The sequence below is a fragment of the Brevundimonas sp. AC546 genome (assembly GCF_979258305.1).
This window is the reverse complement of record NZ_OZ409849.1, coordinates 1,373,314-1,390,651: the sequence shown is the minus strand read 5'-3', so window position 1 is coordinate 1,390,651 and position 17,338 is coordinate 1,373,314. Positions and strand designations below refer to the sequence as shown.

At 66.5% G+C, this 17,338-nt stretch carries 16 protein-coding genes; 8 read left to right on the top strand and 8 right to left on the bottom strand.

Annotation, left to right across the window (positions count from 1 at the left end; translation table 11 throughout):
- Positions 1-44 precede the first annotated feature (44 nt).
- Together ACZZZD_RS06865 and glyS are read left to right on the top strand one after the other, a co-directional pair.
- Entirely contained in the window at positions 45-938 is an 894-nt protein-coding gene (locus ACZZZD_RS06865; RefSeq protein ID WP_463433827.1) for a glycine--tRNA ligase subunit alpha, read from the top strand.
- Positions 938-3,124 carry a glycine--tRNA ligase subunit beta gene (gene glyS / locus ACZZZD_RS06860; RefSeq protein WP_463433826.1) on the top strand — a complete coding sequence of 729 codons (2,187 nt, stop codon included), beginning with the start codon at positions 938-940 and terminating at the stop codon, positions 3,122-3,124. Before ACZZZD_RS06865 ends, glyS begins: the two co-directional genes overlap by 1 nt.
- A 156-nt stretch (positions 3,125-3,280) precedes the next feature.
- Here the strand turns inward: glyS and ACZZZD_RS06855 are convergent, their stop codons facing one another.
- Positions 3,281-3,634, bottom strand: a complete 354-nt coding sequence (locus ACZZZD_RS06855; protein WP_463433825.1) for an endonuclease domain-containing protein — start codon at positions 3,632-3,634, stop codon at positions 3,281-3,283.
- A 221-nt stretch (positions 3,635-3,855) separates the two neighbouring features.
- On the opposite strand from ACZZZD_RS06855, the gene ppdK reads away from it, so the two are divergent.
- Together ppdK and ACZZZD_RS06845 are read left to right on the top strand one after the other, a co-directional pair.
- The gene (gene ppdK, locus ACZZZD_RS06850) at positions 3,856-6,534 is read left to right on the top strand and encodes a pyruvate, phosphate dikinase (protein ID WP_463433824.1); all 2,679 of its coding nucleotides are present in this window, start codon (positions 3,856-3,858) and stop codon (positions 6,532-6,534) included.
- A gap of 339 nt (positions 6,535-6,873) precedes the next feature.
- Positions 6,874-7,401: a porin family protein gene (locus ACZZZD_RS06845; RefSeq protein WP_463433823.1), complete on the top strand. Its 528-nt coding sequence runs from the start codon at positions 6,874-6,876 to the stop codon at positions 7,399-7,401.
- A gap of 71 nt (positions 7,402-7,472) precedes the next feature.
- On the opposite strand, the gene ACZZZD_RS06840 is transcribed toward ACZZZD_RS06845, so the two are convergent.
- The gene (locus ACZZZD_RS06840) at positions 7,473-7,733 is read right to left on the bottom strand and encodes a hypothetical protein (RefSeq protein ID WP_314122466.1); all 261 of its coding nucleotides are present in this window, start codon (positions 7,731-7,733) and stop codon (positions 7,473-7,475) included.
- A 145-nt stretch (positions 7,734-7,878) separates the two neighbouring features.
- Here ACZZZD_RS06840 and ACZZZD_RS06835 point away from each other — a divergent pair, with 145 nt between their 5' ends.
- Positions 7,879-9,084, top strand: coding sequence for a M48 family metallopeptidase (locus ACZZZD_RS06835; RefSeq protein ID WP_463433822.1), 1,206 nt, complete (start codon positions 7,879-7,881; stop codon positions 9,082-9,084).
- Between the two features lie 39 nt (positions 9,085-9,123).
- The gene (locus tag ACZZZD_RS06830) at positions 9,124-9,585 is read left to right on the top strand and encodes a DoxX family protein (protein ID WP_463433821.1); all 462 of its coding nucleotides are present in this window, start codon (positions 9,124-9,126) and stop codon (positions 9,583-9,585) included.
- Positions 9,586-9,658: 73 nt separating this feature from the next.
- Here ACZZZD_RS06830 and ACZZZD_RS06825 read toward each other — a convergent pair whose 3' ends face one another.
- From ACZZZD_RS06825 to ACZZZD_RS06800, 6 genes are all read right to left on the bottom strand, one after another.
- On the bottom strand, positions 9,659-10,810 hold the full coding sequence (locus ACZZZD_RS06825) for a beta-ketoacyl-ACP synthase III (RefSeq protein WP_463433820.1): 1,152 nt from the start codon (positions 10,808-10,810) through the stop codon (positions 9,659-9,661).
- 28 nt (positions 10,811-10,838) lie between these two features.
- Positions 10,839-12,893 (bottom strand): capsular polysaccharide biosynthesis protein, encoded by a 2,055-nt coding sequence (locus tag ACZZZD_RS06820; protein WP_463433819.1) that lies wholly within the window; start codon positions 12,891-12,893, stop codon positions 10,839-10,841.
- A gap of 270 nt (positions 12,894-13,163) precedes the next feature.
- Positions 13,164-13,997 (bottom strand): HpcH/HpaI aldolase/citrate lyase family protein, encoded by an 834-nt coding sequence (locus ACZZZD_RS06815; protein WP_463433818.1) that lies wholly within the window; start codon positions 13,995-13,997, stop codon positions 13,164-13,166.
- On the bottom strand, positions 13,997-14,674 hold the full coding sequence (locus ACZZZD_RS06810; RefSeq protein WP_463433817.1) for an SDR family NAD(P)-dependent oxidoreductase: 678 nt from the start codon (positions 14,672-14,674) through the stop codon (positions 13,997-13,999). Before ACZZZD_RS06810 ends, ACZZZD_RS06815 begins: the two co-directional genes overlap by 1 nt.
- Before the next feature lie 46 nt (positions 14,675-14,720).
- Positions 14,721-15,218, bottom strand: a complete 498-nt coding sequence (locus ACZZZD_RS06805) for a GAF domain-containing protein (protein ID WP_463433816.1) — start codon at positions 15,216-15,218, stop codon at positions 14,721-14,723.
- A 111-nt stretch (positions 15,219-15,329) separates the two neighbouring features.
- Complete coding sequence (locus tag ACZZZD_RS06800) at positions 15,330-15,755, bottom strand: hypothetical protein (protein ID WP_463433815.1); 426 nt, start codon at positions 15,753-15,755, stop codon at positions 15,330-15,332.
- Between the two features lie 114 nt (positions 15,756-15,869).
- Between ACZZZD_RS06800 and ACZZZD_RS06795 the strand changes: the two genes are divergently transcribed.
- Complete coding sequence (locus ACZZZD_RS06795; RefSeq protein WP_463433814.1) at positions 15,870-16,424, top strand: hypothetical protein; 555 nt, start codon at positions 15,870-15,872, stop codon at positions 16,422-16,424.
- Between the two features lie 67 nt (positions 16,425-16,491).
- Positions 16,492-17,298, top strand: a complete 807-nt coding sequence (locus ACZZZD_RS06790; RefSeq protein WP_463433813.1) for a PA3715 family protein — start codon at positions 16,492-16,494, stop codon at positions 17,296-17,298.
- Positions 17,299-17,338: the final 40 nt, after the last annotated feature.

Below are 17,338 nucleotides of genomic sequence, written 5' to 3'. Positions count from 1 at the left end.
TATGGTCCGCCGTCTTTTTTGCAGCCCCTCCCCACGAGCCCGATTTGACCACCTCGACCGAGCCGCTCGCGTTTCAGGACCTGATCCTGACGCTCCACCGCTATTGGGGCGAGCAGGGCTGCGCCATTCTTCAGCCCTATGACATCGAGGTCGGGGCCGGCACGCTCCACCCCGCCACCGTCCTGCGCGCGCTGGGGCCCAAGCCGTGGAAAGCCGCCTATGTCCAGCCCAGCCGCCGCCCCGGCGACGGCCGCTATGGCGAGAACCCCAACCGCCTCCAACACTATTACCAATACCAGGTCATCCTGAAGCCGAACCCGGACAACCTTCAGGAACTGTATCTCGGCTCGCTGGCCGCCATCGGCATCGATCCGAAACTGCACGACATCCGCTTCGTCGAGGACGACTGGGAGAACCCCACCGTCGGGGCCTGGGGCCTGGGCTGGGAGGTCTGGTGCGACGGGATGGAGGTGACGCAGTTCACCTATTTCCAGGGCGTCGGCGGCATCGAGGTGGACGTGGTCTCGGGCGAACTGACCTACGGGCTGGAGCGTCTGGCCATGTATGTTCAGGGCGTGGACAACGTCTATGACCTGAAGTTCACCAAGGAGGGCCTGACCTATGGCGAGGTCTTCCTGGAGAACGAGCGCCAGCAGTCGGAGGCCAACTTTCACGGCTATGACGTGGACGGGCTGAAACGCCGGTTCGAGGACATGGTGTCGGAGGTCTCGCGCCTGCTCGACATGCGCGGGCCTCAGGATCAGCCGCTGGTCCTGCCCGCCTATGACCAGGTGTTGAAGGCCAGCCACCTGTTCAACCTGATGGACGCCCGCGGCGCCATCGCCGTTGCGGAACGCCAGAGCTACATCGGCCGCATCCGCGAACTCTGCAAAGCCTGCGCCCTCGCTTACGTCGAACAAGAGCGGAAAACCGCCTGATGCCCCAACTCCTCCTCGAAATCTTCTCCGAAGAAATCCCCGCCCGCATGCAGCAGGGCGCCGCGCGCGACCTCGACCGCATGGTCTCCGACCGTCTGAAGGCCGCCGGCCTGACCTGGGACGCTCTGACCGCCTATGCCGGTCCGCGCCGCCTGACCCTGGTCATCGACGGCCTGCCCGTCGCCACGCCCGACCGTGAGGAAGAGGTCAAGGGACCGCGCGCCTCGGCCCCGGAACAGGCGCTGGAAGGCTTCCTGCGCAAGACCGGCCTGACCCGCGATCAACTGACCGAGCGCGACGGCGTCCTGTTCGCCGTCCTGTCGTCCAAGGGCCGCGCCACGACCGATCTGGTCGCCGAGACGGTGGACCAGGTGATCCGGACCTTCCCCTGGCCCAAGTCGATGCGCTGGGGCTCCGGAACCCTGCGTTGGGTGCGTCCGATCAAGCGCATCCTGTGCATCTTCGACGGCAAGGTCGTGCCGTTCGAGATCGACGGCATCCCATCCGACGCGATCACCGAGGGCCATCGGTTCATGGGCTCGGGCCAGCCGCTGAAGGTCAGCGACTTCGTCGACTACCGCGCCCAGCTGGAGAAGAACTTCGTCCTGATCGACGTGGCCGACCGCAAGCTGCGCATTCTGGAACAGGCCAAGGCCGCCTGCGCCGCGCGCGGTCTGGCCTTGGTCGATGACGACGGCCTGCTGGACGAGGTGGCGGGTCTCGCCGAATGGCCGACGCCGATCCTGGGCGACATGGACCCCCAGTTCCTGGCCCTGCCGCCCGAGGTCGTGCGCCTGTCGATGAAGGTGCACCAGAAATATTTCGCGGTCCGCGATCCGTCGAAAGACGGCCTGGCCCCCAACTTCCTGGTCGTCGCCAATGTCGAGGCCACCGACGGCGGCAAGGCCCTGGCCGCCGGCAACAGCCGCGTCCTGTCCGCCCGCCTGAACGACGCCCGCTTCTTCTGGGACGAGGACCAGAAGGTCGGCTTCGACGCCTGGAACGCCAAACTGTCCGGCGTCACCTTCCACGCCAAACTGGGCACCCTGGCCGAGCGGGTCGAGCGCATCGCGGCGCTCGCCCGCGAGATCGCGCCCCTGGTTGGCGCCGACCCCGACGAAGCCGAGATGGCGGCGCGCCTGTCCAAGGCCGATCTGCTGTCGGGCATGGTCAGCGAATTCCCTGAACTGCAGGGCGTCATGGGCGGCTATTACGCCCGGCTGGCCGGCCATTCCGACGCCATCGCCGACGCCGTCCGCGACCACTACAAGCCGCAAGGCCCCGCCGACACGGTCCCGACCGCGCCCGTCACGGTCGCTGTCGCCCTGGCCGACAAGCTGGACACCCTGGTCGGCTTCTTCGCCATCGACGAGAAGCCCACGGGCTCGAAGGACCCGTTCGCGCTGCGGAGAGCGGCGCTGGGGGTGATCCGGCTGGTGCATGAGACCGGAAGGCCGCTCAGCCTCATTGAGAGGATCAAATCCGCACACTACGAACTGGCGTTGCAGCTTTCTCGCAAGCGCCTGGACGCTGATCGCTTGGAGCGTTTTGAGGCTACCCGAAAGCATGACCTTGTAGATCCAGGGACAGACCCTGAATACATTACCGTTCGTCCTGGCGTTGACCCAACCGATGAGTTCTTCGCTGATTTGAAGGCGCTCCTCGCCTTCTTCGCCGACCGCCTGACTGTCCTCCTGCGCGACCGGGGCCAGCGCCACGACCTCGTCGCCGCCGTCTTCGCCCCCATTGCTGGGAAGGCCGACGACGACCTCGTCCGCATCGTGCGTCGGGTGGAGGCGCTGGCCGCCTTCCTCGCCACCGACGATGGGGCCAATCTGCTGGCCGGCTACAAGCGCGCCTCCAACATCCTCCGCGCCGAGGAGAAGAAGGGACCCGTCCCGACCGGCATGGTCCAGACCGGCCTGCCGAACCAGCCCGAGCCCGAAACGGTCCTGGCCTTCGCCGTCGGCGCCGCCCGCACCGCCGTTGAGGCCGCGCTGGAGACCGAGGACTTCGCCGCCGCCATGACGGCTCTCGCCGCCTTGCGCGCCCCGGTGGACCGGTTCTTCGAGGACGTTCTGGTCAACTCCGACGTTGCCGCCGAACGCGAAAACCGCCTGAAGCTGCTGGGCCAGGTGCGCGACGTGATGGGCCAGGTCGCGGACTTCGGTCAGATCGCGGGGTAGGGGCCACATCGTCTCCTCCCCACTTGTGGGGAGGGGGACCACGAAGTGGTGGAGGGGCTCTTGAAGTCCCACGGCTGTGATGGGGTGAAGAACCCCTCCGTCACGGCGCAAGTGCGCCGCGCCACCTCCCCATGGAATGGGGAGGAGACAGTCAGGTCAGCGGCGGATTCGGTCTCTTGCAATCGAGGCGATGACATCCAGGACCGCGCCCAGGTTCACCCGCACCGATTCCGCCGAGAAGCGGACGACGGCGATGCCCTGTCGTTCCAGCCAACGCGTGCGACGGTCATCATGCTCGGCGCGGTCGGCGTGGCTTTCGCCATCCACCTCGACCGCCAGCATCGCCTCGGCGCAATAGAAGTCGAGCACATAGACGCCAATCGGATGCTGGCGGCGGAACTTCAATCCGTCGAGGCTGCGGCGGCGCAGGTGGACCCACAGTCGGGCTTCGGGCGGCGTCAGGGCGCGGCGCAGGATGCGGGCGCGCGATACGGAGCCTTCGTGCGTCAAAGAACCCCTCCGTCTCCCCGCTGCGCTGCGGTCCCCCTCCCCATGAAATGGGGAGGGGAATGTGACGTCAAGGTTGTGCGAATGCGCCACCGGGAAACCGGTTACCCGCTCACGCATTGTTACATCCGCCATGGCCAAGCCGGTTCCTCCGCGCTAGATCGTGCTGCATGTGCGAGCGGGGCCAACCCGCCGGACGATCCGAAAAGCTCAGGGACTGCAATATGACCAAGTGGGTGTACGGCTTCGGCGGAGGCTCCGCCGACGGCGACGCGTCGATGAAGAACCTTCTGGGGGGCAAGGGCGCCAATCTGGCGGAAATGTCTTCGCTGGGTCTGCCGGTGCCTCCCGGTTTCACCGTCACCACCGAGGTCTGCACCCACTATTACGCCAACGGCGAGACCTATCCCGCCGATCTGGAAGCCCAGGTGAAGGCCGCTTTGGATGCCGTCGAGGCCATCGTCGGCAAGACGTTCGGCGACGTGAACAACCCGCTGCTGGTCTCGGTCCGCTCGGGCGCGCGGGCGTCGATGCCGGGCATGATGGACACCGTCCTGAACCTGGGTCTGAACGACCAGACGGTCGAGGGCCTGGCCAAGCTGGCGGGCGACCGGCGCTTCGCCTTCGACAGCTATCGCCGCTTCATCACCATGTATTCGAACGTCGTGCTGGGCCTCAGCCACGACGATTTCGAAGAGGTGCTGGACCAGCACAAGGACCGGCTGGGCGTCACGGTCGATACTGATCTGAAGGCCGAGGACTGGCAGAAGGTGGTCGCCGACTACAAGGCCGTAGTCGAGCGCGAACTGGGCCATCCCTTCCCGCAGGATCCCAAGGACCAGCTGTGGGGCGCCGTGGGCGCCGTCTTCGCCAGCTGGATGAACGACCGGGCCAAATTCTATCGCCGCATGCACGACATCCCCGAAAGCTGGGGCACGGCGGTCAGCGTCCAGTCGATGGTGTTCGGCAATATGGGCGAGACCTCGGCGACGGGCGTGGCCTTCACCCGCAACCCGTCGACCGGCGAGGCGCGGCTCTACGGCGAGTTCCTGATCAACGCCCAGGGCGAGGACGTGGTCGCCGGCATCCGCACGCCGCAAAGCCTGACCAGGATCGGCCGCGAGGAGATGGGCGAGACCGCCCCCTCGATGGAAGAGGCCATGCCCGAGGTGTTCGGCCAATTCGTCACCGTGGTGAACACGCTGGAGAGCCACTATCGCGACATGCAGGACATCGAGTTCACGGTCGAGCAGGGCCGGCTGTGGATGCTGCAGACCCGCAACGGCAAGCGCACGGCCAAGTCGGCGCTGAAGATCGCCGTGGACCTGGCCGCCGAGGGCGTCATCACACAGGAAGAGGCCATCAGCCGCGTCGAGCCGTCGGCTCTGGACCAACTGCTGCACCCGACGCTGGACCCGGATGCGGCCCGCACCGTGGTCGCAGCCGGCCTGCCGGCCTCGCCCGGCGCCGCCACCGGCAAGATCGTCTTCGACGCCGACGAGGCCGAGCGCATGTCCGGCCTGGGCGAGGCGGTCATCCTGGTGCGCGAAGAGACCTCGCCTGAGGACATCCACGGCATGCATGCGGCGCGCGGCATCGTCACGGCGCGCGGCGGCATGACCAGCCACGCCGCCGTCGTGGCGCGCGGCATGGGGCGGGCCTGCGTCTCCGGCGCCGGCGAGATCCACATCGACGAGGCCAAGGGCACATTCACCGCGCGCGGCCGCACCTTCAAGACCGGCGAGATCATCACCATCGACGGCTCGAAAGGCGAGGTGCTGGACGGCGCCGTGCCGATGATCGAGCCCGAGCTGACCGGCGACTTCCAGACCCTGATGGCCTGGGCCGACAAGGTGCGTCGCCTGAAGGTTCGCGCCAACGCCGAGACCCCGCTGGACGCCAAGACCGCACGCGGCTTCGGCGCCGAGGGCATCGGCCTGTGCCGCACCGAGCACATGTTCTTCGACGACACCCGGATCGCCGCCGTGCGCGAGATGATCCTGGCCGACGACGAGGCCGGGCGCCGCACGGCCCTGGCCAAGATCGCGCCGTTCCAGAAGTCGGACTTCGTCGAACTGTTCGAGATCATGGCCGGCCTGCCGGTGACGGTGCGCCTGCTGGACCCGCCGCTGCACGAGTTCATTCCCCACACCGAGGAAGACATCGACGCCCTGGCCGCCTCGTCGGGCATCGACGCCGACAAGCTGAAGCGGCGCGCCAAGGAGTTGCACGAGACCAACCCCATGCTGGGCCACCGCGGCTGTCGCCTGGGGGTGGCCTATCCCGAGATCTACGAGATGCAGGTCCGCGCCATCATCGAGGCGGCGCTGGAGGTCAAGCAGAAGTCGGGCGCCGCGCCCCTGCCGGAGATCATGCACCCGCTGGTCGCCCTGGGTCTGGAGATGAAATATCTGCGCGAACTGACCGACCGCACCGCCAAGGCCGTGTTCGAGGAAACGGGCCAGAGCATCGACTATCTGGTCGGCACCATGATCGAACTGCCTCGCGCCGCCATCCGCGCCGGGGACCTGGCCGAATACGCCCAGTTCTTCAGCTTCGGCACCAACGACCTGACCCAGACAACGTTCGGCATCAGCCGCGATGACTCGGGCCGGTTCCTGCAGGCCTATCTGGACAAGGGCATCTTCGAGACCGACCCCTTCGTGCGTCTGGACCAGGACGGCGTCGGCGGCCTGATCGAGATCGCCGCCGAGCGGGGCCGTGCGGTCCGTCCCGAAGTCAAGCTGGGCATCTGCGGCGAACACGGCGGCGACCCGTCATCGATCGCCTTCTGCGAGAAGACCGGTCTGGATTACGTTTCCTGCTCGCCCTACCGCGTGCCTATCGCGCGGTTGGCGGCGGCGCAGGCGGCGCTGAATGTGGAGCGTGAGAAGGATCGCTGAAGCCTCACACACCTCGTCATCCTCGGGCTTGACCCGAGGATCAGATGCGGGGCCTTCTGTGCGACGACATTGGCGCACGGCCCGACCAACGCCCGGTCCTCGGGTCGAGCCCGAGGATGACGGGTGAGAAGTATCGAAGGGCGGTCTCTGCCGAGGCCGCCCTTTTTCCTTGTCACAAAACCGACAATCTTGGCGGAACGCCGTATGTGTCCCGGCGTCCACAGGCATTCGGAGTGTTGCTCGGCCTCTGGAACAGATGAAGCCCTGACCTATTTAAGCACTCGCTGGATGGGGCTGATGATCGGTTCGGTCATCACATCTAGGAGTTAATAAGAAACAATGCGTAACATTCTTCTCGCCGCCGTCGCCGTTTCCGCAATCGCCGCTCCGGCCTTTGCTCAAACCAATCCTGAGCCGCGCGGTTACGGTTCGTTGGGTTACACTCATCTTGAAGGCGACAATGCAACGACGGGCGCCGTCACCGGTCGTCTGGGCGTAAACCTCAACCGTTACCTCGCTGTCGAGACCGAAGCCTCGGTCGGCGTCAAGGATGACGACTTCACCGTCGCCGGCGTCGACGGCTCGACCAAGCACGAGTGGGACGCCGCCGGTTATGTGGTCGGCAAATATCCGGTCGGCGACAAGCTGGAACTGTTCGCGCGCGGGGGCTACGGCCACACCGAGCTGAAGCAGGAGTTCCCCGGCGCCAACACCGATGTGGGCGGCGACAGCTGGAACTACGGCGCCGGCGCCAACTACTATCTGGACGGCGTGAACGGCGTGCGGGCGGACTGGACGCGTCGCGACTATCGCGAGGACGGCGGCGAGGCCGACGCCTATTCGGTCAGCTATATCCGTCGCTTCTGATCTGATCGATCAGGCATAAAACGAAGGCGCGCTCCGTAAGGGGCGCGCCTTTCGCGTTCAGAACAATGATGTCAGGCGAAGTCGCCCGCGAGCGCCCAGCGCTGCGAGCCTTCGCCGAACGGACGCACGAACCAGTCGCGGTACTGTTCGAAGGTCTCGATGATCTTCTGGCGTAGATCGGGCGGATTGACCGCCTCGCCGCGCTGACGTTTCATCGCCGCGACGCAATCGACCACCATATTCTGATGCGCCGAACCGCCCATGCTTTTCAGCACGGCGGCGATATCCTGGGCCAAGCTTTCCAGCACCTGCTTCGGTGTCTTGTGAGCCATCTGGGAAATCCCCTGTTCTCGACAACCGAATGCGTGACAAAAACTGATGACAGTTTCAAGCGTCGCCGGGCAAGAATCATCATGGATGGGAATTAACCTGACATAACGCGGGTCGCGCGCTTTGGTTCTCTCAAGGGAGACCATCATGCAAAATTTCGATCCGGCGGCCGCCACGGCCCAGTGGCTTGCGACCCTGTCGCCCCAGGAAACGGCGCGCGCCGTCGCCTATACCCACGGATCGCACTGGCTGATCCTGTGGAGTTTCCTGGTTTCGGCTCTGGTGACCTGGATCATCGTGCGCACCGGCCTGCTGGTCGCGATCCGCAGCCGGATCGAGCGGCGCCGTAACCGGCCGCTGATGGCCAGTTTCGCCGTCGCTCTGGTCTATTCGATTATGAGCTGGGTGCTGACCCTGCCTTGGTCGATCTACGAAAGCTGGTATCGCGAGAAACAGTATGGCCTGACCAGCCAGGCCCTGGGCGGCTGGCTAGGCGAGGCGGCCATCGGCGCGGCCATCTCGGTCGTCGTCACTGCGCTGCTGCTGGTCGCCATCTACGCCCTGATCCGGCGCGCGCGGCGGTTCTGGTGGGCCTGGGCGTCCGGGGTGACGGCGGCCTTCATCGTCATCGGACTGGTGCTCTCCCCGCTAGTGATCGAGCCGATCTTCAACACCTATACGCCCGCGCCGAACGGCCCGGTGCGCGACGCCGTCGTGACGCTGGCCGAACAGACCGGCACGCCGTCGGACAAGATTTTCATCTACGACGGCTCCAAACAGTCCGACCGCTACACCGCCAACGTCTCGGGCCTGTTCGGCACGGCGCGCGTGGCCATGAGCGACACCATGTTCAAACAGAACGCGGACTTGGCCGAGGTCCGCGGCGTCGTCGGCCATGAGATGGGCCACTACGCCCACGCCCACATCCTCTGGACCGTGGGCATCCTGGTCATCCTGTCCGCCCTGGCCTTCTGGCTGACCGACCGGCTCTATCCGCTGGCCCACCGACTGCTGAGGGCGGACCGGGTCGGCGACATCTCAGATCCGGCCGGCCTGCCGATCCTGGCCCTGGTTCTGGCCATCCTGGGGGTGCTCGCCACCCCGGTCTTCGCCACCATGACGCGGACGATGGAGGAGGACGCCGATCATTTCTCGCTGGTCCACGCCAATGAGCCGGACGGCCTGTCAAAGGCCCTGATCAAGACCGCCGAATACCGCGCCCCGTCGCCCTCGGCTGTCGAGGAGTTCCTGTTCTACGACCACCCCAGCGTCGAGAACCGCATCCGTCGGGCGATGGAATGGAAGGCGACGCATCCACCCCACGACATGCCGGGGCAACCGACGCGTCCGTAAGGCATTGAAGGCTCCGCCATCCAGCGGAGCCCTTGTCTGATGATCGACCTCTATCGCGGCTTCGGCCTGGGCGTTCCGGCGCTGATGGACATCGCGCCCTTGATCGCGCGGGTCGTGGTCGGGGGAATGTTCTTCCTGTCCGGCTTTTACAAGCTGTTCACCCCGGCCCAGGCCGAGAAGATGCAGAAGACGATGGTCGAGGCCGGTGTCGCCGCCCCGCGCCAGACCGCCCGGTTCGTGTCGGTGTGCGAGTTCGCCTTCGGCGCCCTGCTGATCATGGGCCTGTTCACCAGCCTGGCGGCGCTGGTGCTGCTGGTCATCAGTCTCGTCGCCCTGGTGACGGTGACGGCCAAGTCAGTCGAGGGGACCAGTCTCGGCTATCGCCTCTCCAGCTATTTCGACCTGCCCGAGACCCTGCTTATGGTGATCCTGATCTGGCTGATCGCCAACGGGCCGGGGCTGTGGAGCCTGGACTTCGTCCTGTTCCTGCCCCGGCTCTAGGGCACATTAAGGTGAGAGCCTGATTCACGCTTCAGCCGGAACCGCGAAGCGGTTCCTCCGAAACGATCAGGCTCTACGCGCGCTTCCTGACGAAGACCGTCCCGGCGGAATAGCCGGCGCCGAAACTGCAGATCAGGCCCGTGTCGCCCGGCGCGAACCCGTCGTTGTGCAGGTGGAAGGCGATGATCGACCCGGCCGAGGAGGTGTTGGCGTAGTCGTCCAGGATGATGACGTTCTCGTCCGCCGAGGGCTCGCGACCCAGCACCTTCTTGCCGATCATCGTGTTCATGTTGATGTTGGCCTGGTGCAGCCACAGCCGCTTCAGTTCGTGCGGATCAAGACCCAGTTCGCCGGCGTGATCCACGATCATGTCCGACACCATCGGAACCACGTCGCGGAAGACCTTGCGGCCCTGCTGGATGAACAGCTTGTCGTTTTGGACGCTGTCGTTGGCGGCCGGCGTATCCAGATGCGCGGTGTCGCGCGCGTTGCGGTTCAGGAAGCCGAAGTTGTTCCTGATATTGTTCGAGAAGGTCGTCTTCAGCCGCGTGCCCAGCACGTCCCAGCCGCCCGGTCCCGCCGTCTCGGCCGATTCCACGATCACCGCCGTCGCCACGTCGCCGAAGATGAAATGGCTGTCGCGGTCGGTGAAGTTCAGGTGGGCCGAACAGACTTCCGGATTGACCATCAGCACGGCCTTGACCGAGCCGCCGGCGATGAAGTCCGTCGCCGTCTTGATGCCGAAGGTCGCCGAGCTGCACGCCACATTCATGTCGAAGGCGAAGCCTTCGATGCCCAGGGCCTGCTGCACCTCGATGGCCATGGCGGGATAGGCGCGCTGCATGTTCGAGGCGGCGCACAGGACGGCGCCGATCTCGCTGACCGGCTTGCCCCAGGCCTCGATCGCCTGACGCGCGGCCTTGACCGCCATCTCGGCCAGGATCGAGATTTCGTCGTTGGAGCGTTCGGCCAGGTTCGGGGCCATCCGCTCGGGATCGATGATCCCGGCCTTGTCCAGCACGAACCGGCTCTTGATGCCTGACGCCTTCTCGATGAACTCGGGCGAGGAATGCGATTTCGCCTCCAACTCGCCGGCCTCGATCTGTGCGGCGTGGCGGGCGTTCCAGCCGTCGGCCCAGGCGTTGTAGCTGTCGACCAGTTCGGCGTTGGAGACCGACTGTTCGGGGGTGAAGAGGCCGGTGGCGGCGATGACGGCTTTGGACACGGGAAGCGGGTTTCCTTTACGAACCCCCTTAATAGGACGGCGGCGGCCTGCGGTCGAGACTGGCGATGACGCCCGCAGCCCAGCGCTGGATCTGACCGCGCGGCGCCTTGGGCGTGGGCTGGTCGCGCGCCGCGATTAGGGCCTGGACCAGGTCTTCCGCTTCGCAGGGCCATCCCGAGGGCGTGACATAGATCGGATAGTGGATCAGGGCCGCCAGGATCAGATGATCGACGCTCGCGCGGCGGGTGCGACGCGCAAACGTCAGCCGGTCGTCGGTCAGCCCCCATCCCGCATAGAAGGGCCGGCCAAAGACCGACACGGCCTTACCCCGCATCAGGGCCTCGAACCCGGTCAGCGAGGTCAGGGTCGCCACCCGGCGACAGGCGTTCAGGCAGTCGATGATGTCCAGCCCGTCCGCGCTGGCGTCCACCGAGGCCATGGCCGAGGCGTCCAGCCGACCCGGCCGATTGCCCGCCAGCACGTCGGGGTGATTGCGATAGATCAGGAAGGCGTCGGGATGATCGGCCCGCGCAGCCTCGACCAGGGCGGAATTGGTGGCGAGGTCCGGCTCGCACCCCAGCAGGATCGACTTGTCGTTCTCGACCTGGCCGACGACCAGCAGGATTTCGCGATCTGCAGGCCAGTTCGACGGCGCCTGACCTTTCAGATTGTATTTCGACAGGCCGGCCTGGACGATGCGGGCGCCCAGGGCTGCGGCGCGCGCCAGCTGCTGCGGCGTGGCGTCCGTCGTCTCGATCAGGGTTTCCAGCCGCGACGGACGCGACGGGTCGTAATAGACGCCTTGGTCGTCCAGGGCGACCGACAGGGCGCCGACGAAGTCGGACCCCAGGCCGCGCGACCGAATGAAGCCGTCCTCCATCCGCACGGTCGGGCCGTCGAATGACGCCGCCGCCTGACGCGTCGCCTCGCTCTCCTTGCCCGCCCACCAGATCAGCCGGCCGTTGGTGGCGGTCGCATGGGCGGCGGCGCGCGACGGCGACATGAAATACCGCATCGCCGCCTTGGGCGAGTTCAGTAGACGGCGCACCGACGGACGTTTGGCCGGCGCAAACCCGACCGCCGACCACGACCCCGCCAGCCGGTCGGACCGGTCGCGCAGGGCGATCAACCGTTCCAGCGCCTGTTCGGCCTCGCACCTGTCGCCCGTCACCGGATCGACATAGCGGCTGTAGGCGATCAGGGCGGCGGCGGCGACCTGTTCGATGGACCGCGCCACGCCGCGCCGTCCGGTCTGGACCGCATCGGTCGTCAGGCCCCAGCCGGAATAGAAGGGCGCCCCGAAACACCGCACCGGCAGGCCGCGCAACAGGGCCTCGAACCCCAGGGCCGAGGTCACGCAATAGACCGCGTCCACCGCCGCCAGCAGGTCGGCTGGCCGCACGTCCGTATCGACCAGGGTGATCCCGGCCAGATCGGTGACGCAGCCGCGCTTTTTCCCCGCCGCCACCGCCGGATGACGTTTGACGATCAACTGGGCGTCCGGTTCGTCGCGCCGGGCGGCGGCGATCATGTCGTCGAAGCTCTGGGCCGTCGCCAGACCATGGGCGATGGAGGCGTCCCCGAACGTCTGGTCCACGATCAGGACGCGACGGCCGGGCTTCAGCAGGCCCGGATCCAGCGGTCCGCCCATATTGGTCTTGGACACGCCGGACGCAACGATCCGGTCGATCAGCCCCCGCGCTCGGGCGGTCATGGCGGCCTCGCACCAGTCGTCTGCGCTGGCGATCAGATGCTCCAGCCGGCTGGGCCGCGTCGCATCGTAATAGACGCCCAGATCATCGACGATCAGGCTCAGGCTGGTCGCCCCCGCCTCGCCGATCCCGACCGAGCGCAGAAAGCCATCCTCCAGCGCCACATAGGGCCGGCCGTTCTTTTCGGCCCACCGCCGCCCCGCCGCAGCCGTCGGCTTCATCCCCCAGCCCAGCACGGCCCGAACATCGTCCCCCGGCAAGCGACGCAGGTCGTAGTCGCTCATAAAGACGTCGAGAAACGGGACCTTCAGCACGCCGGGCGCGCAGACCCAGGCCGGGATTTTCGCAGGTGTGTCTGTCGGTGAGGTCAAGGCGCGTCCGCTGAGTTTCGACGCGAGGTTTAGGGCGGTTGCCTCACACCCGCTAGGCCCGATCCCACTGTCTCCTCCCCATTTCATGGGGAGACGAATGGCTGGGCGTCGTCCTCCATGTCGCGTAGCGACGGGGAGGTGGCGCGGCGCGCCTTCGCGCCGTGACGGAGGGGTTCTGCGACGCATCGCAGGCGCCTGTGGGATTTCAAGAGCCCCTCCACCACGCTACGCGCGGTCCCCCTCCCCACGATGTGGGGAGGGGGCGGGCGGTCAGCCTTCCGCCCGCGCCAACAGCGCCTGCGCCTGATCCAGATGCAGCCGCTCGACCATCGCCCCGTCCACGCGGATGGCGCCCTGGCCTTCGGCGTCCGGCTGCGCAAAGGCCGCGACCACCGCGCGGGCCTGGGCGATCTCGGCGTCCGACGGCGAAAAGGCGGCGTTGGCCCCGGCGATCTGGGACGGGTGGATCAAGCTCTTGCCGTCGAACCCATACAGCCGCCCCTGCGCCGCCTCGGCCGCGAGGCCTTCCGCGTCGTCGATCCGGTTGAACACCCCGTCGATGGCCAGCAAACCATTGGCCCGCGCGGCGGCGACCAGCATGGCCAGCCACGGCTTGAACGGCTCGCGATCCGGAGACGCTCCCGTCCCCAGCGCCTTGGCTAGGTCGTTGACCCCCAGCATCAGCCCATCCAGCGCCCCATCCGCCGTGGCGATATCGGCCAGCGCCATCAGCGCACGCGGCGTCTCGATCATGGCCCACAGGGCGGCCCCTTTGGGCAGCCAGGCGGAAATGGCGTGGACCGCCTCGGGCGTCTCCACCTTGGGCGCGACCACCAGCGTGGCGCCCGCCGCCTTCATCGCCGCCAGATCGTCCAGCCCCCAGGCCGTGTCCAGCCCATTGATCCGCACGCCCAGGCGCGGCCCGAAACCGCCGCCCCGAACCGCCGCGACGGCGGCGGCGCGCGCATCGGCCTTGGCCTGGGGCGCCACCGCGTCCTCCAGGTCCAGCACGGCGACATCGCAGTCCAGCGTCCGCGCCTTCTCGATCGCCCGCGCATTGGAGGCGGGCAGATAAAGGACGCTGCGGACCCGGTCGCTTCGCATCAGACGCGGCCCGTCACGGGGACCAGGGCGCCGGTCATGGCGCGGCTCTCGGACGAGGCGAGGAACAGGATCACCGCCGCCAGATCGGCCGGCGCGACCCAGGTCGCCGGATCGGCGTCGGGCATATCCTTGCGGTTGGCGGGCGTGTCGATGATGGAGGGCAGGACGGCGTTGACGGTGACCTTGGTGGTCTTCAATTCTTCGGCCAGCGCCTGGGTCAGGGCGTGGACCCCGGCCTTGGCCGCGCCATAGGGCCCCATGCCGGCCCCGGCCTTCAGGGCGGCGGCCGATCCGACATTGACGATCCGTCCCTCGGGCGAGGCCTTCAGCGCCGACAGCGCGGCGCGGCTTGCGTTGACGGCCGTCGTGACGTTCAGGGCGTGCATCCGGTCCCAGGCCGGTTCCGCGTCGTCGGTCGTCTGCCAGACGAAGCCGCCGGCGATGTTCAACAGGGCGTCCAGCCGCCCGAACCGGGCGATGACCGCATCGACGGCGCCTTGCGCCTGGCCCGCGTCGGTCAGATCCACCCCGCCGACCTCCAGCACGCCCTGCGGCGCGGGATGGCCCGCCGCATGATCGATGACCGCGACCTGCCAGCCGGCCTTCAGCGCCGCCTCCAGCACCGCGCGGCCCAGGACGCCATGCCCGCCCGTGATTGCGACTGTCCGCTGTGTCATCCGATCCTCCATGTCGCCGGGGACCATAGAGCCGGGGGCGGCGGGATCAACCGGCCGCGAAAACCTTCGCCATCAACCGCTCCAGCGCGACCTGATCCTCAGTATCGAAGGCGGAGGGCGTCGTCGCATCCACGTCCAGCACCGCGATCAGTGCGCCCGAGGCGTCCAGCACCGGAACCACGATCTCGCTGGCCGAGCGGCTGTCGCAGGCGATGTGGCCGGGGAAGGCATGAACATCCTCGACCAACTGCGTCTGGCGCGTCGCCGCCGCCGTCCCGCACACCCCGCGCCCGAACGCGATCCGCAAACACCCCAGCGTCCCCTGATACGGCCCGACCACCAGCTCGTCGGTCTTGTCCGGCGCCACCACATAGAAGCCGGTCCAGAAATAGTGCGCGAACGCATCCGCCAGCATCGACGCTGCGGTCGCCATCCGCGCCGTCACATTCGGCTCCCCCTCCAGCACGGCCAGGATCTCCTCCTCGACCTCCAGATACCGCGCGGCCTTGTCCGAGGGACGATCGGTGCGAGCGACATAGGCCATGGGGAAACTCCGAGAGGAACAGGCTGGCGATATAGGAGGGGCTTGGCGCGAAGGGGAGGGGGCAGTCGCGACGTGCTGTCCAACCTTCGGGAAAATCACTAGAGGATCGCTTCAGTTGTCCTCAGCCCGCTGCAGCTCCTTAGGCAGCGAGGCCTCAAAGGCGGCAATAGCCGCAGCTTTATCCGACCGGCTTTCGGCAGCATCGCTTCGCAACGTTTCGCAGAATGCGGCGTCAGGAGCTTGCCGTTCAGCATCGACCAAGCCGCGACCGACCGCGCCATAATAGACCTGATCGAGCAAGGGTCTCGTGGTTCCCGAGGGGCGTTGGTCAAACTTGCGTTGTCCGGCTTCGATCCGCGCCCGTTCTGCGTCAGGTAGCAACGCCAAACATTTCCCGGCGCTGAAGCCGTCGAGATCAACAGCCTGAATCAATCTTTCCGTTTCCGGTGGAAATCTCTCAAACGACGCGCTCGGCGCGGACGTCACTGTTAAGGCGAATGCTGCCAAAGCGAGCGCCGCTGTCATTGCCGAACTCAACACGTTTCCTCCAGCTCAGTTTAGCTATTCGTCAGCGGTCAAAGCTGAAGTCAAGAAACGACGTTACGATGGTGGATATCAGTTTAAGGCGTCGGACGACCAACCGGCCATAAGTTGGAACGCTTCGCTTCGGCTTTGAGTTGGCGTCTGGACCAAACTGAGCGGAGCAAGGCTGTGAGATCGACCTCTTCCCAAGCGCTGAGTCTGATCGCGGCTTGTATCTTGTCGACCAGCATAACCGCCTGCGGGCAGGGGGCGAACGAGCCGCAATCATCGCCTGATCCTTCGTCTCGCCAAACGCCGTCGCCTGCATCGACGCCGTCCCCTTCACCGAGCCCTGCTGCATCCGACACCAGAGCAGGAGACCCCGTAGCGCCCACGCCAGCCTCCTCGCGGCGCAAATGCTACCTCGCCGTCGTTGCCAAGGTCCTCGTCGATGAGCCGTGCCTGGTCTTTCCGTTCGGAGACGGCGGCTACACCCTGAACGCCTGGTCGGAGGGCAAGCCGAAGAACTCGCATTTCGCCGTCGTCGTCCTCAACGCCGACGGATCAGGCGACGCGACCTGGAATGCCGATCCCGACGACGACAAGGCAGGAGACCCCCTGGGAACCGTCCGACTACGCGGCGATTGCTGGGTGAACGACCGCGCGCGCATCTGCGTCAGCTGATCAACTTTTGACGGGAGGTTGTGTTGGACCGTCTAAGACCGTCTCAGTCGACCATGGGGAGAGGAACATGCGGATGATCAGCAGATGGGGTCTGGTGACATTGGCGCTGGCGTTGAGCGCGCCGACATTGGCCGATGCGCAGGATCAGGAGTGCGGGGACGTCGCCAGGATCGTGGACCGAGCCTACCCTAACGCCGTCGCGCAAGGCGAGCGCGCTGTGCGCGTCGGCGACCGCACCCTGACGCTTCCCTCCGCGTCGTCCATCGATCCTCACGCCATGGTTTGTCGGCGCTGGCGTGGCCAGCCGGGGCTGCTGCTGGTGGCCGTTCCGCTCATCGCCGAGGTCGGATCAGACTCGACCTCGGGCGATCTGGATATCCTAGTCGTCGATGAAGCCACCGGAACGCCGCGCCAACGTCTTCGTCTTGCCCATGCCATGGATGACGACGCCGTTCGGATATCCAGCGTCGCTTTCGACACCGCCGCCTATCGCCTTGAGCCGGATCGACTGGCGTTCGGCGTGAGACGCGACTGGGAGGGGAGTTCACGTCCCAATCCCTTACGCGAGACGACGCTGTCCCTGTATGAGGTGCGAGGCGGCAGGCTTGCGCCCGTCCTCGAAGATCTGGTGGTCTTCCGCAGCGTCAGGGAATGGGATTTGTACTGCGCCGGCGAAACCGTCTTGACCGAGCGCATCCTGCGAATGATTCCCGGCCCGCACGGGCAGGACATTTCTGTGCTGGAGCGCCGGACACACAGCACTTCGAGCGAAACCAAGAGCGGAGAGTGCCGCACGGCAGACCGACCCGAGGCGCCCCGCACGATCCGCTTGCCATTCGACGGTGAGCGGTACGTCGTGCCTCGCACTCTCTAGAGAGACTGAACTAGTCGGCGTAACCGAAGTGGTCCCAACA

What these genes read in the sequence shown, in the direction of transcription:
- glyS (WP_463433826.1), top strand. Translation starts at nt 938, where the DNA reads ATGCCCCAACTCCTCCTCGAAATCTTCTCCGAAGAAATCCCCGCCCGC.
- ppdK (WP_463433824.1), top strand. Translation starts at nt 3,856, where the DNA reads ATGACCAAGTGGGTGTACGGCTTCGGCGGAGGCTCCGCCGACGGCGAC.
- ACZZZD_RS06845 (WP_463433823.1), top strand. Translation starts at nt 6,874, where the DNA reads ATGCGTAACATTCTTCTCGCCGCCGTCGCCGTTTCCGCAATCGCCGCT.
- ACZZZD_RS06840 (WP_314122466.1), bottom strand. Translation starts at nt 7,733, where the DNA reads ATGGCTCACAAGACACCGAAGCAGGTGCTGGAAAGCTTGGCCCAGGAT.
- ACZZZD_RS06835 (WP_463433822.1), top strand. Translation starts at nt 7,879, where the DNA reads ATGCAAAATTTCGATCCGGCGGCCGCCACGGCCCAGTGGCTTGCGACC.
- ACZZZD_RS06830 (WP_463433821.1), top strand. Translation starts at nt 9,124, where the DNA reads ATGATCGACCTCTATCGCGGCTTCGGCCTGGGCGTTCCGGCGCTGATG.
- ACZZZD_RS06815 (WP_463433818.1), bottom strand. Translation starts at nt 13,997, where the DNA reads ATGCGAAGCGACCGGGTCCGCAGCGTCCTTTATCTGCCCGCCTCCAAT.
- ACZZZD_RS06810 (WP_463433817.1), bottom strand. Translation starts at nt 14,674, where the DNA reads ATGACACAGCGGACAGTCGCAATCACGGGCGGGCATGGCGTCCTGGGC.
- ACZZZD_RS06805 (WP_463433816.1), bottom strand. Translation starts at nt 15,218, where the DNA reads ATGGCCTATGTCGCTCGCACCGATCGTCCCTCGGACAAGGCCGCGCGG.
- ACZZZD_RS06790 (WP_463433813.1), top strand. Translation starts at nt 16,492, where the DNA reads ATGCGGATGATCAGCAGATGGGGTCTGGTGACATTGGCGCTGGCGTTG.